The organism is Candidatus Hydrogenedens sp. (assembly GCA_035361075.1).
Taxonomy (GTDB): domain Bacteria; phylum Hydrogenedentota; class Hydrogenedentia; order Hydrogenedentales; family Hydrogenedentaceae; genus Hydrogenedens.
Map to the genome: position 1 here is coordinate 1 of DAOSBX010000002.1, position 16293 is coordinate 16293.

Consider the following 16293-nt stretch of genomic DNA (forward strand, 5'->3'; position numbering starts at 1 on the left):
ATTCGGAGATATATATTTGTTAAAATTTATTATATGCTACATAAATGAAAGAGATAGTGATTGTGAGTATTACTTGAACACTGCGTATAAACAAAAAAAAGCATTGAAAAAAATTATTTACCCCATATTAAAAAATGGAAATGAAGTGTATAATTATTATAAAAAATTAAATAAGTTTTGTCTTTTTCCTTTGGGAGACAGTTTAGTAACTTTTATGAATAAATAGCAAATAGTAAATCTTTAAAGGGAAAATACTTCCTATCGCTTTATGAAGAAAAAGATAATATTGATAAATACAGGAAGAAGAAATTCCTTATATCTCTTTGTATCTCCACCAATGGGAGTTATGTATCTTTCTGCTTATTTAAGAAAAGAATTTCAAAATAATATAGAAATAAAACTGATTAATCAAAGAGTGGAAAATTATAATGAAGACCAAATTATAAAAATTATTTATAATTATAAACCTAATATTATAGGTTTATCATCATTTACTACATTTGCCTATTTTATCCCGAAAATATCAAGAAGAATAAAAGAGTTATTTCCCCAGGCATGGATTGTTTTAGGAGGTCCACATGCGTCTTCTCTTAGAGGACAGGTATTTAGTGATTGTGAAAATCTGGACATTGTTGTCCCTGGAGAAGGAGAAATTGCATTTAAACAAATAGTTGAGAGTTATCCGAATAAAGAAAATCTTAAATATATTTCAGGAATAATATGGAAAAATGAAATGGGGGAGATTATAAATAATCAAGGGAATTTACCTATAGTCGAAGATTTAGACAATCTTCCTATTCCTGCCTATGATCTTATTGATATACAGAAATATTGGAAATTACAGTCTATGACGCCTTTACCCTCGAGAAAATATATTTGTTTAGTTACCAGTCGTGGGTGTCCTTATAGATGTATGTGGTGTCACTCGATTTTTGGAAAAAAGATTCGTATGCAAAGCGCAGAAAAATTAGTTGAAGAAATAGAATGGTTAATAAATAAATATGATGTAAATGAGTTTGAGATAGTAGACGATAATTTTAATTTCAATAAGCAAAGGGTGATTCAATTTGCTGAATTAGTTAAAAAAAAGAATTTAAAATTAAAATTCACTTTTCCAAATGCTTTGAGGGGAGATTTAATTAGTGAAGAGGTTGCAGAGGCCTTACATTCTGTTGGGACATACATGAGTTCTTTTTCCTTAGAAACAGGCTCACCTCGTTTGCAAAAATTTACCTGTAAAAATTTAGATATAACTAAATTTTTACAGGGTGTAGAATTAATGGTAAAAAAAGGTATTTATGCAAATGGTTATTGTATGCTGGGTTTCCCGACGGAAACAGAAGAAGAACTTAAAATGACCATAGATATTGCAACGAACTCAATGTTACATACTGCGAGTTTCTTTACTGTTATACCCTTTCCAGGGACACCCCTGTTTGAATGGCTTAAACAAAATAGGCCAGATAAAGTAAAAAAAATAAATTACAACAATGTAGAGTATGGTAGTATAAAAATAAATTTAACAGATCTTCCGGATGAAGTATTTTATAAATATCAGCGGAAAGCATATATAAAGTTTTTCTCCAAACCTAAAAGAATATACAGAATTATCAAAGTATATCCTCGTCCATTATATCTTAGTATGTATGTCCCGATGTTGTTACAGCGATTAGTGAAAGGGATTATTATAAAATGAATCTTAAAATATCAAAACTATATACTTTAGAAAAAGAATTTAGAACACATTTCTTAATAGGGATATTTTATATTTAAAAAAAAGAATGGCGTATAATTCTGTCTGTTCAGGAAGTAATGTCTGGTTTAAATTGTTATAAAATATAGTAAATGATTTGTGAGGAATAAATGAGAATAGTTTTAATAAATCTGGGGTATAGGAAACCAATGTATCCGTTGGCTACACCACCAATGGGTATTATGTATCTTGCTGGTTATTTAAAAAGAGAAATCGAAAATGTAGAGATAAAATTAATCAATCAAAAAGTAAAAAATGATACACCTGAAGAACTTGCAAAAAAAATATATTATTTTTCACCAGATATTGTCGGCTTATCATCATCTACAGTTTTTGCAGGTTTGATACCAATAATCTCTGAAAAAATAAAAGAATTGCTTCCCAATTGTTGGGTTGTATTAGGAGGCCCCCATGCTTCATCGGTAAAATCACAAGCTTTTTCAGAATGTGAAAATTTAGATGTAGTAGTGCCAGGAGAAGGCGAAATTGCATTTAAAAATATAGTAGAAAGTTATCCATCTAAAAGTTCCCTCAAACTTGTCCCAGGCTTAATATGGAAAGAGGAAACAGGAGAAGTTATTGAAAATCCAGGGGTATTACCAATTGAACAGGATTTAGATAAACTTCCTTTACCTGACTACGATTTAATTAATATCCAGCAATACTGGAAACTGCAATCAATGACACCTTTACCTCCAAGAAAGTATATGTGTTTGGTTACCAGTAGAGGTTGTCCTTATCAGTGTATGTGGTGTCATTCTATATTTGGGAAAAAAATACGATTTTGTTCTCCCGAACGAATTATTGAAGAAATTGAATGGTTAAACCACAAATATGGTGTTAATGAATTTGAATTTCTTGATGATAATTTTAATTTTAACAAACAGAGGGTAATACAATTTTCTGAATTAGTGAGACAAAAAGGGTTAAACATTAAAATAACATTTCCCAATGCGATTAGAGGGGATTTAGTTACAGAAGATGTTGCAGAGGCTTTGTGTTCTGCTGGTACTTATATGTCTTCTTTTGCTTTAGAAACAGGTTCACCACGAATGCAAAAGTTTACCTGTAAGAATCTGGATATTCCCAAATTTATAAAAGGGATAGAAATAATGGTAAATAAGGGGGTATATGCCAATGGATTTTGTATGATGGGATTTCCGACAGAAACAGAAGAAGAACTTCAAATGACGATAGATGTGGCAACAAATTCAATGTTACATACTGCAAGTTTCTTTACAGTAATACCTTTTCCCGGAACACCATTATTTGAGTGGCTTAGACAAAATCGCCCTGAAAAATTAAAAAAGTTTGATTATATGAACATAGATTTTGCTGGGGCAAAAATTAATCTTACTGACTTACCTGATGATGTTCTTTTTTATTATCAAAGAAAAGCAAACAGACAGTTTTTTTTAAAACCGAGTAGAATTTATAGGTTACTAAAAGTGTATCCACGACCGTTGTCACTTATTAGATATGTTCCGATTTATCTTTATAGAATGACAAAAAATATTTTTCAGATATAAAAAGGTTTATATTTGAAACACAATAAATTTTAGTTTTATATAGCACTGTTATGCTTAAACTTTATATTTTAAATATCGTTTTTGGGCATTTTATGATAAAATTAATTTTCGCAAAAAGACAGCAAGGCTTTATCAAAAAGAACAAATCCATATTTCTCAAATTTATTGACAAATTGACATGTAGTAAAAAAGTTATCTTTTTTATTAATTAGAACATCAATTATATCACCATAGAATAGATATAAATTATTACTTATTTGATATGCTTTTTCGGTATATAATTTTGCCTTATCAAACTGACCTTCTTTATGTAGAATGATTCCTTCTAATAAGTAGAGTGATGCAAAATTAGGGTATTCTTGAATTAATTTTAAGCAAATGTTATTAGCGACTTCTAACTCATTATCATAAATCATATTAGATATAATAAGAATATAAAAGACGGGAAAGTGGGGATAAATAAAAAAATTATTTCGTAAAACTTTAAGTCTTCGATTTCGTTCAGTTATGTCTTGTGTATCTAATTTAAATTCTGTTAATAGAGACTCATAAAGTATGCTATTTAATGTAGTAGGCATATAAACATTTTCATTTATAGGAGTATTTTTGTGATTTTTTGTAACCTTACCGACATATAAGTTGTATTGTCCTGGAAAGAGTAGCCAATTCACTTTCATATTGTTTTTTTCGAAATAATCTGATAATAAAGATTCTGGATTCTCAATCCTAAAAGATTGAATGGAAACGGGTTCCATAAGAAGATAAACAAAATTATTAATATTACTTTCGGAAAATAATATTTTATAAGATTTATCTATAAAACTATTTAATGATAGGATGGGTATAAACTCAATGTCATCTCTCTGAAGATATAATTTACCCACATCGTAAATAGAAGAAAATCTTTGACCTAAAAGTATTCCATTTAATGGAATTTCTTTTTTGAGGTATTCAAATGCACCTTTATAATCTGTTCTATTCTTAAAACAAATTAAACTTAGTGATTGTGATAAAAAACAAGATAAAAAGAGAATAATGAATAAGAATTTTATGTGTTTATATTTAATCTTATATATTAAGAAAGAAACGCATAGGTAATATATTGGCAATGTATACATAATGTACTGAATTGTAAGAAAGGAATTTTTGGTTATAATTTGTAAACAGAGGAAAAGAAAGATAGGAACAATTAAGATATAAAATAAGAATGATTCCTTACCATTTTTATTTTTTATGAAATTGAATATATAGGTTACTATAAAAAATAAAACAAATATTATTAATGAATAAGCCAATAAGTAATCGAACATATACCAATAGGGAAGTACGAATTTCCAAAAAGAACAATGAATAATAGACAAATTGTTAGTTTTCCATTCAGGTAGTAAATCTTTTGATAAACCTACACTATCATTACAAAATAGTGAGATGAAAATATCTTGGATGTTAGAATTCACTTTATATGGTTCATTGGATGTATATAAAAACGTTTTCTGGTTGAAGAACCATATTGACCATGTTATACAGCTTAAAAAGGATTGAAATGACCATAATACAAAAAATCGAAATCTTATTACTCTAATGAAGAAAAATATAATTACTATTTGTATTGCAGGAACAAAAATGTAGGTAGCATGGAGCCATGGTAAAATTAAGTTTGATAACAACCCAATAATTAACCATTTATATTTCTTTTCTTCATATATAAAGTTCAAAATAGAATAAAACGAAAGTAAAGAAAAGAAAAGGCAGAAAGAGTAGCACTTAATTTCTTGGTGAACCCAAATATTCATAGGTGAAAAACAAAAGAATAACGAGGCAAGAAGTCCTGTTTCCATTCCTCCGATTTTTTTACCCATTGCGTATACAATAACAATTGATCCTAAACCGAAGAAAATAGGTATCAATCTTAACGCAGGTATTGAGTGGTGAAGAAGATTTGAAAAAATATAAATGATAGTTGGCGTTAACGGAGATAAACTATAATCAGGGTGGTTAGCAAAAAAAGCACTTAAATATGTAGAAAAATCAAAAATATTAATATTTGAAAGGAAAATAAATTCATCAAATGTTATAGATTGCTTATGTAAATTATATATCCTTACGAAAAAAGATAAGATAAGAATAAAAAATAGTAAAATATATTCTTTGCTTCGTTTAGACATGATGATATCTTGTTTGTAATTATAGTAAAACATTACTACAGTAGAATACTAAGAATCATACCATTTCGGCTTCCATAATTTTTGAATACCAGCATACCCCTCGTATTTCTTCTTTCCTAACAATGCAAGGACAAAGTCTCTTATGTATAGTTTTGCAAAAGAATATGCAAGCCACCAATGTAACCTTCTTCTTTGTGTATGCGGAGAGAGTAATCCTTTAAGATATTTTATTTTTTGTTTTGATACGAAATCCATTTGAATTCTTTTGATATGAGATGATACTTCTTCTCTGCTCATATATTTTGTCCTTATAACGGGGTAGAACATATCCCATTTTGAGAAATCCCATTCTTCTATATATTCTTTGTATTTTTCAAATGAAGGGGTTCCTGGATATGGCATTATAGCATGGACTGGGGCAAAGTCTACATGACTTTTCAAAATATATTCGAATAGTTTGTCAAAGTCTTCAGGCTTATCATCGGGCAGTCCAGTAATGAATGTTGCTTGTCGGAATACTTGAGGGTATTTTTTTTCTAACATGTGACAACATTCTATAAAGGTATTTGCACTGATGCCTTTTTTGCCTATCTTTTTTAACTCTTCATCAGTTGCTCGCTCGGGACCGAATAAGCAGTGTATAAGTCCTGCTTTTACCATTTTTGCTAACACCCCTGCCTTTTCTTGTTCTAATAGTAAGTCAGCACGGGTAAAAGCAAAAGATTTAATTTTGTATTTTTTTGCTAATATCAAGTCTGAAAATGTATCTTGCCATTCAGTACTAAAATTCCATGTGCCATCACACCAAAAGAAAAAGGGAACGTTCCATTTTTCATGTAAATATCCTATTTCTTCCGCCATTCTTTCTGGACTTTTATATCTTATTCGCGGTGTAAATTTTAGTTCCCCGTTTTCATCTAAAAAATGTTCTCCTTCTGTATGAGACCATGTACAATACTCACATCCGAACAGACAGCCACGACTCGCCTGTGCTGGCATTGCTCTTCTAAGGAACATCCCAAAAGGACTATAATTATTTACATTTAATAAATCATAAGCTGGGTATGGTAACGAGTCTAAATCTTCAATTAATGGCCTTGGTGGAGTTTCTATAATTTTTTCGCCTTCTTTATAGGCTATTCCTTTAACCTGTTTTACATCTTTGTCTTCTCTTAGGCAATCGATAAGTTCTCTGAATGACTCTTCACCTTCATATCTAACAATAAAATCAATGTGGGGAAAATTATTTAATGTATATTCAGGCACATGAGAAAAGAAAGGACCACCTGCTACAGTTATACAATTAGGATTTGCTTTTTTTGCTAATTCTAATGTTTTTGCCCCTTCAATATGATAGCAAATCATATCGCCAACGCCAACGATATCAGGCTTTTCTTCTTCTAAAATTTTGTAAAGCGTTTTGAATCCGATTTCTTCATTACAACAATCAACAATTTTTTGAGTAACATCAGGTACTTTAGATCGTATATATCCAGCTATTGTCGCAAGGTTGAGAGGAGCCAAAACATTGTCAGATTTGTTTAATAGTGGCCATAAGTGGTAAGGAGGTCTTATATACAAAATCTTAATATTCTGTTTGCTTTTTAAAGGATTCGATTCCATAATACACTCCTAACAAATTAAGATATGAAAACAATGTTGAAACATAACGAAAATATAACAGCATTAATATGAATATAACGTATGTTTTAATAATGAAAATTTATGTTTATAAAATTTTATTCCGATAATTTTATATTATTTGTAATTATAAAATAAACTTATAAATAGCCAAGCTGTCTAAGTTGATTAATTCTTTCTTCTGTTGGCAATCCTATTTTTTGTTCTTTTTTAATATCTGTTTTTGTAGCATTATCTTTTTGTAGATTATTAGATTTTTGGGGTGATTCTGAATTACTTTCCATTTTCTTTCTAACTAATTTTATACCCATTATGTTGCACCAAATATTGTTGTTGCCAGGTTCAAAAGATATATGTAGTTGATTTTTGCTGTCTACATTTGTAGAACCAACTTTTCTATATCCTATCTCCATATTTTCGCAATCACTTTTGTCAATAATAATTGGTTCATTTTCTATAAGAGAAACCTTTACAGAGGAAAGAGGATGTCCATAAAAATCCTTATTACATGGGGATTTAATATAAACTTCGTATTCACCTTGTTTTATATTAAAAATAAATGATAATGGTTTCACATTTTCTTGCCAGGGTTGAGTCCATAAAACAAAACCATCAGTATCAAAACCCCATTTATTATCTAATGTGTAATGTTCATAGTCCCCACTATGACTAATAACTTCATCTTTATTTTCAACATATCTGGGAATAACAAATGGACTAAAGGGGATATAATAAATATCGGGTTCTTTCTCTTTATATTTATTATATTTGGGTATAATATTAGTTTGTATATACATTTTTGCATTTTCAAATTCCTGAGGAGATTCAGAAGATAAATCAAAGACAGGAAATTTCTTTTCATTTGCAAAAATTTTATCTTTGATAAAGTTATCTTCTTTATTTTTTGTCCAAAAGAAATAGCGGTTATCGATTTCGTGATACTCTAATTTAAACTTAGTATCTGTAATAACAAACATTTGATGTGATTCATACCCTTTTTCTACTTCTATTAAATTGAGATAGGATTCTGGCTCGAGATAAAAACATTTAGAAAAAGCATAAGGACGATTTATTTGTTGAGTCTTATTTTTTATAAAATATGGAGTAAGACTTATTCCATCAAATTTTGCAGATGTTTTTAACTGAAGTAAATCAACAATAGTTGGCACTATATCTACATTTTCTGTAATCCCATTAAAACTAACATTTTTAGGTATTCCTTTTCCATAAAAGATTAAAGGTGTTCTTAAGAGAGCGTCATAAGAAATAGGGGGATGTCCCCAGAGCATACCATCTTCTCCTAATAATTCACCGTGGTCAGCACATAGAATGATTAGGGTATCTTGTAAAATATTCAATGTTTCTAATTTCCACATAAGAAGTGAAAACTGTTGGTCGGTATATAATAAAGAGCCATCATAGATGGCATTAAGAAAATCAGTCTCAAACGGTGTAAGCGGTTTTAATATGTCTCTTTCGTTACTTCCAATAGCAAGTTCTCTTCTTCTATCTTCATTTATGTTGCTTTTTATATCGTCTGTTACCCAAAGGTCATAAGGAGGTGTTAAGATGTGTGGAAAATGAGTATCAACAAGATGAATGTAAATGAATATATTATTACCTTTATTTTTATCAAGGCATGAAAATAATTCCTTATTTAAGTCACCAAACTGTGGAACATTATCTGTAGAAGATTTTACAAGTATCGCTTCATCAAAAGATTTTACTAATGGGCTATCATCTGAAAACCAAGAGTGAGTTGTTATAAAGATAGTATGATAACCATTTTTTTTGAAAATTTCAGTTATCAATTTTTCATTTTCATCTTCTGCCCGTTTACATTCTATAGTATCAAGGGATTCGTGTAGCATTGGAGGAAAATATCTTGAATATAAAATAGTTGGAACAGAAAAGAATGTATTTAAACCCTGGGTGTAATTATTCATAAAAATAGCCCCATCAGAAGCAATTTTATCAATTGTTGGCGTTGTCTTTCTTTGATAACCGTAGCAAGACATATGGTCAGCACGTAATGCATCAAAGAGAATAAGAATTACTTTTGAAGGTCTTTCAATTTTATTTGAATCTTGGGCAGAAACAATAAAGGCTAATAGTAAAAACCAGAGAAAGAAAACCACTATTATTTTTGTTCTATTCATATTGATGGTTCCATTTTAGAGATTATAACAATAACAGGATTAATAGCAATAAATATCAGTATTATTAAACAAAAAAAATTACTCATAATATTAACATAATGAAACCATTTTGAACCATGAAGGGAATATAAATTAATATATTAGATTTTAATGTTTTTATATCAAGGAGTAATTAAATGAAAAAGTTGATGTTTGGGAATGAAGCGATAGCCTTGGCAGGGATTCATTCAGGAATTACTTTAGGAACTGGCTATCCTGGAACTCCGTCTACGGAGATTTTGGAGTATTTTTCGGAGTATGGAGGAAAAGCCCAATGGTGTCCTAATGAAAAAGTGGCACTTGAAGTGGGTATCGGTGTCGCTTTTGCAGGTGGGAATGCCTTAGTGACGATGAAACATGTGGGGCTTAATGTAGCATCGGACCCATTGTTTACAGTTGCTTATACAGGTGTGGAAGGTGCTCTTGTTATTATTTCTGCGGATGACCCCGATATGCATTCCAGTCAAAATGAGCAGGATAATAGAAATTATGCCCGTTCTGCGGGGGTAATGATGTTAGAACCGTGCGATAGTCAAGAATGTTACGATTTCTTTTTTGAAGCAATTCGACTTTCAAAAGAATGGAAATTGCCCGTTATTCTCAGACCAACAACGAGAGTATGCCATTCCATGTCTATTGTAGAATTTGAAGAAAAAGAATATAATCCCGTATTACCAGAAAAATATAATCCAGATAAACCAGGTCGAGTTATGATTCCTGGTTATGCAAGACCTGCTCATAGAAGATTAAGGGGAAAATTGGCACAAATTAAGAAATGGAATGAATCTTTTGGACCCAATAAGGAAGAAATTAAATCTGAAGAGTTAGGAATCATAACTTCGGGCGTCTCATATCTTCATGTTTTAGAAGCAGAACCCAATGCATCTGTTTTGAAAATCGGAATGTGTTATCCATTTCCAGAAGAGAAGGTACGAAGCTTTGTGAGGAAGCATAAGAAATGCATAGTTATTGAAGAAGGAGACCCCTTTTTGGTGGAAAATTGCCGGTATCATGGAATACCCGTTGAAGAGAAACCAGAGATGTATCGCTTCGGAGAATTAAATGTAAATAGGGTTCGACGAATTTTGAAAGGGGATACCTCTCCAGAACCACAGATAAAACGGGGAAGACCGCCAAGATTATGTGATGGTTGTCCACATAGAGCAACTTTTACCTTATTAGGAGAAATGAATTGTATTATTACAGGTGATATTGGATGTTATACCCTAAGCGTATTACCTCCTTTTCAGACTATGGACTCTTGTGTATGTATGGGTGCCAGTATTACTGTAGGACTTGGTTTAAGACACTCATTACCACCTGAAGAAGCAAAGAGGGTCGTCAGTGTAATAGGGGATAGCACATTTATCCATAGTGGATTACCTGGTGTCATAGAAATGGTATACAACCCGCCACCAACGGGGCATGTCATTATAGTTCTTGATAATAACACAACTGCGATGACAGGTATGCAAGAGCACCCTGGAACAGGTAAAAAATTAAATCATGAACCAACGAATCAGGTAGTAATTGAAGATGTTGCAAAAGCTATTGGAGTAGAGAATGTAATTGTTACTGACCGTGTCTCTGTACTTGAAAAATCATTAGAGGAAGCACTTAACAATAACAAAACAAATCTTATTGTTATGAGAAAGACATGTGCCTTGTTAAGAAGAAAACAACAGAAAACTGAAACACACCAGACAACAGGAGACAAGACGAATGTTACACCAAGAGGTAATTAATATTGTTTTAGCAGGTATTGGAGGAACAGGAGTTATCTTATCTTCAAATATCGTGGCAGACTCAGCATTCCTTGCAGGATATGATGTCCGAAAGAGTGAAATACATGGTATGAGTCAACGGGGAGGTTCTGTATCCAGTGATGTACGTTTTGGTAAAAAAGTTTATAGTCCTATGGTTCCTGATGGGGAAGCGGATTTTCTTCTTGTTATGCATCCTGATGAGTTAGAAAATAATTTGTATCGCTTAAAACCTAATGGAATAGTAATAGATATATCTATTATTGTAGGTGAATCGAGAGAGTTGTCTCTGCTAAATGATGAGAAATACTTGCCAGTAAATCAAAAAAACTTTAACATTTGCCTTTTAGGAGCCTTGAGTAATTATTTAGATATTCCTTATGACTGCTGGAATAAAGCAATATTTTCTAATTTACCAAAGAAAGTTCACGAACAAAATAAGGGTGTCTTTGAATACGGAATGAGACTGACGGAAGAAGTAAAACAGAAATAGTATTTTATATCCCTCACAATTTGTATAATTAATAAAATATTTGTTTTTATTTGAACATGGTAAAGAAATCTAAAGGATGGAATATGAAAACAAATGAATATATTGTTGGTGTAGATATTGGAGGGACAAAAATATTATCAATTGTTGTAAATGGCAAATTTAATATCATCTCAAGATGTCGCAAAAAGACTAAGGGTTGGTTAAAAGATACGAAGCCAGAGAATCGAATTATACAGACAATAGAAGAGTCTATAGAAAAAGCAGGCAATCCAAAGATTATAGGAATAGGTGTTGGTGCACCAGGACCTGTTGACCCTAAAAATGGAATTGTTATAAATACTCCTAATCTCGGTTGGGAAAATTTTCCCATAGCAGAAATTCTTTCAAAACATTTTTCAGTACCCGTTGTTTTAGATAATGATGTAAATCTCGGAACGTATGCGGAGTGGCAATTTGGGAAATATAAAGACGCTAAACATGTTGTGGGTGTTTTCCCAGGAACTGGTATAGGTGGAGGACTTATTATAAACCGCAAAATTATTCATGGAGCAAGTGGAGGTGCGGGTGAAGTAGGACATATGACATTGCAGATTGATGGGCCACCATGTGGTTGCGGGAAAAGGGGATGTTTAGAGGCATTAGCTTCACGGATTGCCATCACAAAAGAAATATCAGCCCTTGTTTTACGTGGCGAATCTGAATTTCTTTCCGAAGTGGTTGGAACAGATATTTCAAAAATACGTAGTGGTGTTATTGCAGAGGCGATTCGAAATGGAGAAAAGAAAGTTGAAAATATTGTACGGAAGGCAGCATACCTTACAGGAGTGGCTATTGCTAATCTTATAAACATATTAAGTCCAGAATTAGTTATATTAGGAGGTGGACTTATCGAGGCGTTAGGGGATATATATGAAGAAGAAATTCAAAAAGCAGTAAAAGAACATGCTATGCCTTTTCTTAGAAAGAAAGTTTCAATAGAAATAGGTAGATTAGGTGATGATGCTGTGGCATTGGGTTCTGCGTTGTTGTGTGCAAAGAAAAATGAAATAATATAAAAGAAAGTAATAAAAGTAATAACAGGAGAAGAAAAATGAATTTGAACTGGATGTTTGTAAAATCTAAATTAACTCCTCCTATGGACCCTAATTTTATTCCCCCCAAGTTAGTAAATGAACAATTTAAAAGTAAAGTTAAAGAAACAAAAGATGCGGTAAAAGTCGTTATTGCTCTGGAGAGATTAAATAAGTCGATTTCACGGTTTGAAACAAAAATATTTCCAGAAGGGCATCCTTTGTTTGAATCAAGTTATTTTTATATCGAACGGATTCTAAAATTTTTATTGTGGCAAAAAGGAGGATGGAAAATATATATTTATGCTCCAAAACAATTAATTCAATATATAGAAAAAACATATTCACCTCAGGGGGAGAGAGCATTTGATTATAAATTTATGGGTGAAGATGTATATGAGCAACTATTTACAATAGTGCCATGTAAATCAGAAGAGGAAGTTCCCCTTGCAAATGAGACATCTCAACGTTTAGGTAGACATACCGAAGGGTGTAGAGTTGGATTTGATTTAGGTGCTTCTGACCGCAAAGCGTCAGCCGTTATTGACGGGGAAGTAGTGTATAGTGAAGAAAAAATTTGGGAACCTCGTAAACATTCAGACCCTGCTTATCATTATAATGAAATAATGACAGCGATAAAGACAGCAGCATCAAAAATGCCACGTTTGGACGCAGTAGGGGGAAGTGCTGCAGGGGTATATGTCAATAATCGTGCAATGGTAGCTTCTTTGTTTAGAGGTGTCCCGAAAGAACGATTTCATGAAGTGCACGAGTTATTCAACCGTATGGGTGAAGAATTAGGTGTTCCTCTTGTTGTCGTAAATGATGGTGAAGTTACTGCATTAGCTGGCTCTATGTCCATTGGTGATAATTCTGTTTTAGGAATTGCATTAGGTTCCAGTGAGGCGGGGGGATATGTTACCCCTTCGGGGAATATTACTGACTGGCTAAATGAACTTGCTTTCGCTCCAGTAGATTATAATCCGAATGCACCTGTGGAAGAATGGTCTGGTGATAAGGGAGTAGGTGCTAATTATTTCTCACAACAATGTGTGTTTAGACTTGCTCCGAAGGCAGGAATAAAAGTCCCTGACAATATTACAGATGCAGAAAAATTAAAGTTAATACAGGATGAATTAGAAAAAGGGAATCCTGAAGTCATTAAAATATGGCAAACCATGGGAGTCTATTTGGGTTATACCCTTGCCCATTATTATGATTTCTATGAAATAAAACATGTGCTTATTTTAGGAAGATGTACATCTGGTAAGGGTGGTCCTATTATGCTGGATGAATGCCTAAATGTTTTAAAAATAGAATTCCCAGATATCAGTGAAAAAATAAAAGTGCAATTACCTGATGAAAAAAATAGAAGGGTTGGTCAATCTATCGCTGCTGCAAGTTTGCCTGAACTCAAAAAGTAAGGTCAAGTAGATTTACTTTTCTTTTCCGCTTCTTTGATTTTATGCCACGAATTCCATGCTTCTTCTTCTGTAACTGCTTTTTTGTCTCCAAAGACATGTTCATGTCGTCGTATCATTTTTTTGTGGGCACATTGTAATGCTTCTAATAAATTTATTTTTCCTTCTGATTCTCCTGCAACTGCTGAAGCAATCAATATAAATAAAACATCTCCAAACTCTTCATTTATATCTGAATTGTTGCCTTTCTCCAATGCTTCTATATACTCTTGGCATTCTTCATTTGCATATTTGGCAAAATCTAAAGATGTTTGTTTTCGATCCCATGGACAACCTTCTGGGCTTCTTAAATATCGTGCAAGTTCAATTAAAACCTCAAATACTTCTCCTGCTTCATTTTTATTAAAATTTAATAAATCTTCTTTTTTCATATAAACTCCAATTGAATAATTGTTAGTAATTCTAAAAAGCCATTATAAAGAAATATTAAAAGAAAACACAAAGAATATTTCTACATCGTTTTTTACCATCCAACAAACAAAACTCTCAATGTAATATGATATATTGTGTATAAATAAAAGAACACCTTAAAAAGATATAGGGGTTGTTTTTATGAAAATACATTTTTCTGGTATCGGTGGAACCGCAATGATAGGCGGAGCTTATTTAGCAAAGCAGAAAGGCTATGAAATTCGAGGGAGTGATAATCCTTTATACCCTCCCACGTCTATTTTAGTTAAAAAACTATCTGTTCCAATTTATGAATGTTATAAATCGAGTAATTTAGATTGGGGTCCTGATATTGTCGTTATTGGTAATGCCCTTAGTCGTGGAAATGAAGAAGTCGAAACAGTATTAGATAAACGAATGACTTATACAAGCTTACCAGAATGGTTACGATATAACATATTACAAAAGAGAAAGTCTATTGTCGTTTCAGGAACTCATGGAAAGACAACAACGACTTCTTTAATAGCATGGATTTTGAAGGTTGCTAATATGAAACCTGGATATTTGATTGGGGGATATCCTATCGATTTTGAATTTCCTGCTGAGTTAGGAGAAGAAAATTCTTATTTTGTAATTGAAGGTGATGAATATGACACGGCATTTTTCGACAAAAGAGCAAAATTTCTTCATTATTTACCACAGGTTGTTGTAATTACATCCCTTGAATATGACCATAGTGATATATATAACAATATTCATGAAATTGAGAAGGCATTCCAATTATTGTTAAGAACCGTTCCCTCTAAAGGACTTGTGTGTTTATGTGGCGATAATAACGCACAAATTTTGAAAGAATATTGTTTTTCACAGAGTATCACTTATGGATTTTCAGACGAATGTCTCTGGAAAACGAAGGTTGAATTTAGTGCAGATAATAAACAAATGGAACAACATATATATTATAAAGATAAATATTTAGGAAAAGTAACAACATCCTTATTTGGTAATCATAATGCCCTTAATATCCTTTGTGGGGTGGCTGTTACTCACTCATTAGGTATTCCTTTTTCTGTTATAAGGGATGGGATAAGCAGTTTTAGAGGTGTCCGAAGAAGGCAGGAGATATTTTTTATGGCACAGGGCAAGACCTTTATTGATGATTTTGCACATCATCCAACTGCTATTAAAGAAACATTATTATCGTTCAAAATGAAATACCCTGATAAAAGAATAATTGCTGTCTTTGAACCACGTTCAAATACTACTGTAACAAATATATTTCAAAATGAGATTACAGACGCTTTGTCATTAGCAAATGAGGTGTGGATAACACCTATTTATAGAGAGGAGAAAATACCAGAAGAGAAAAGATTAAATAAAATAGAAATTGTCGAAATTCTTAATAAAAGAGGTATAAAAGCAAATAATGCCAAAACTTATGATGAAATATTTCAATACCTATGTAATAATTTAGAAGGGGAAGTAATAGTGATTTTGATGAGTAATGGTGCTTGTGGTCATTTAAGAGAAAACATCCAAAATTATTACTCTAAGAAATAATATGTTTTATTTAAAAATAGCAGATGTTTTATTAACTGTTATACATCTTATTTTTATAGTTTTTATATTATTTGGGTGGATTCCAATTAAATTGAGGAAGGTCCATTATATATCAATGTGGATAGTATTTATATCATGGTTTTTGTTGGGTCTATATTTTGGTTTGGGTTATTGCCTGTTGACAGATTTACATTGGAAAATAAAGATTAAACTTAACGAGGTAAACCTACCATATTCATTTATAAAATAT

11 protein-coding genes are annotated in these 16293 nt (G+C 31.8%); 7 read left to right on the forward strand and 4 right to left on the reverse strand.

Features of this window, described 5'->3' with window-relative positions; translation table 11 throughout:
• Nucleotides 1-268 precede the first annotated feature (268 nt).
• On the forward strand, nt 269-1696 hold the full coding sequence (locus PLJ10_00675) for a radical SAM protein (GenBank protein HOK08156.1): 1428 nt from the start codon (nt 269-271) through the stop codon (nt 1694-1696).
• Nucleotides 1697-1863: 167 nt separating this feature from the next.
• A complete protein-coding gene (locus PLJ10_00680) occupies nt 1864-3282 on the forward strand; it encodes a radical SAM protein (GenBank protein HOK08157.1) in 1419 nt (472 codons plus the stop codon).
• Between the two features lie 101 nt (nt 3283-3383).
• Here the strand turns inward: PLJ10_00680 and PLJ10_00685 are convergent, their stop codons facing one another.
• The 3 genes from PLJ10_00685 to PLJ10_00695 form a co-directional block, all read right to left on the reverse strand.
• Nucleotides 3384-4400, reverse strand: a complete 1017-nt coding sequence (locus PLJ10_00685; protein ID HOK08158.1) for a hypothetical protein — start codon at nt 4398-4400, stop codon at nt 3384-3386.
• Between the two features lie 1095 nt (nt 4401-5495).
• On the reverse strand, nt 5496-7070 hold the full coding sequence (locus tag PLJ10_00690) for a radical SAM protein (GenBank protein HOK08159.1): 1575 nt from the start codon (nt 7068-7070) through the stop codon (nt 5496-5498).
• 158 nt (nt 7071-7228) lie between these two features.
• On the reverse strand, nt 7229-9247 hold the full coding sequence (locus PLJ10_00695; protein HOK08160.1) for a sulfatase: 2019 nt from the start codon (nt 9245-9247) through the stop codon (nt 7229-7231).
• A 176-nt stretch (nt 9248-9423) separates the two neighbouring features.
• On the opposite strand from PLJ10_00695, the gene PLJ10_00700 reads away from it, so the two are divergent.
• From PLJ10_00700 to PLJ10_00715, 4 genes are all read left to right on the forward strand, one after another.
• Entirely contained in the window at nt 9424-11031 is a 1608-nt protein-coding gene (locus tag PLJ10_00700; protein HOK08161.1) for a thiamine pyrophosphate-dependent enzyme, read from the forward strand.
• Complete coding sequence (locus tag PLJ10_00705; protein ID HOK08162.1) at nt 11009-11542, forward strand: indolepyruvate oxidoreductase subunit beta; 534 nt, start codon at nt 11009-11011, stop codon at nt 11540-11542. Before PLJ10_00700 ends, PLJ10_00705 begins: the two co-directional genes overlap by 23 nt.
• 83 nt (nt 11543-11625) lie before the next feature.
• A complete protein-coding gene (locus PLJ10_00710) occupies nt 11626-12597 on the forward strand; it encodes an ROK family protein (GenBank protein HOK08163.1) in 972 nt (323 codons plus the stop codon).
• A 35-nt stretch (nt 12598-12632) separates the two neighbouring features.
• Nucleotides 12633-14036 (forward strand): ROK family protein, encoded by a 1404-nt coding sequence (locus tag PLJ10_00715; protein HOK08164.1) that lies wholly within the window; start codon nt 12633-12635, stop codon nt 14034-14036.
• Nucleotides 14037-14038: 2 nt separating this feature from the next.
• Here the strand turns inward: PLJ10_00715 and PLJ10_00720 are convergent, their stop codons facing one another.
• Nucleotides 14039-14464 (reverse strand): MazG nucleotide pyrophosphohydrolase domain-containing protein, encoded by a 426-nt coding sequence (locus tag PLJ10_00720; GenBank protein HOK08165.1) that lies wholly within the window; start codon nt 14462-14464, stop codon nt 14039-14041.
• A 181-nt stretch (nt 14465-14645) separates the two neighbouring features.
• On the opposite strand from PLJ10_00720, the gene mpl reads away from it, so the two are divergent.
• The gene (gene mpl / locus PLJ10_00725) at nt 14646-16043 is read left to right on the forward strand and encodes a UDP-N-acetylmuramate:L-alanyl-gamma-D-glutamyl-meso-diaminopimelate ligase (GenBank protein ID HOK08166.1); all 1398 of its coding nucleotides are present in this window, start codon (nt 14646-14648) and stop codon (nt 16041-16043) included.
• Nucleotides 16044-16293 lie beyond the last annotated feature (250 nt).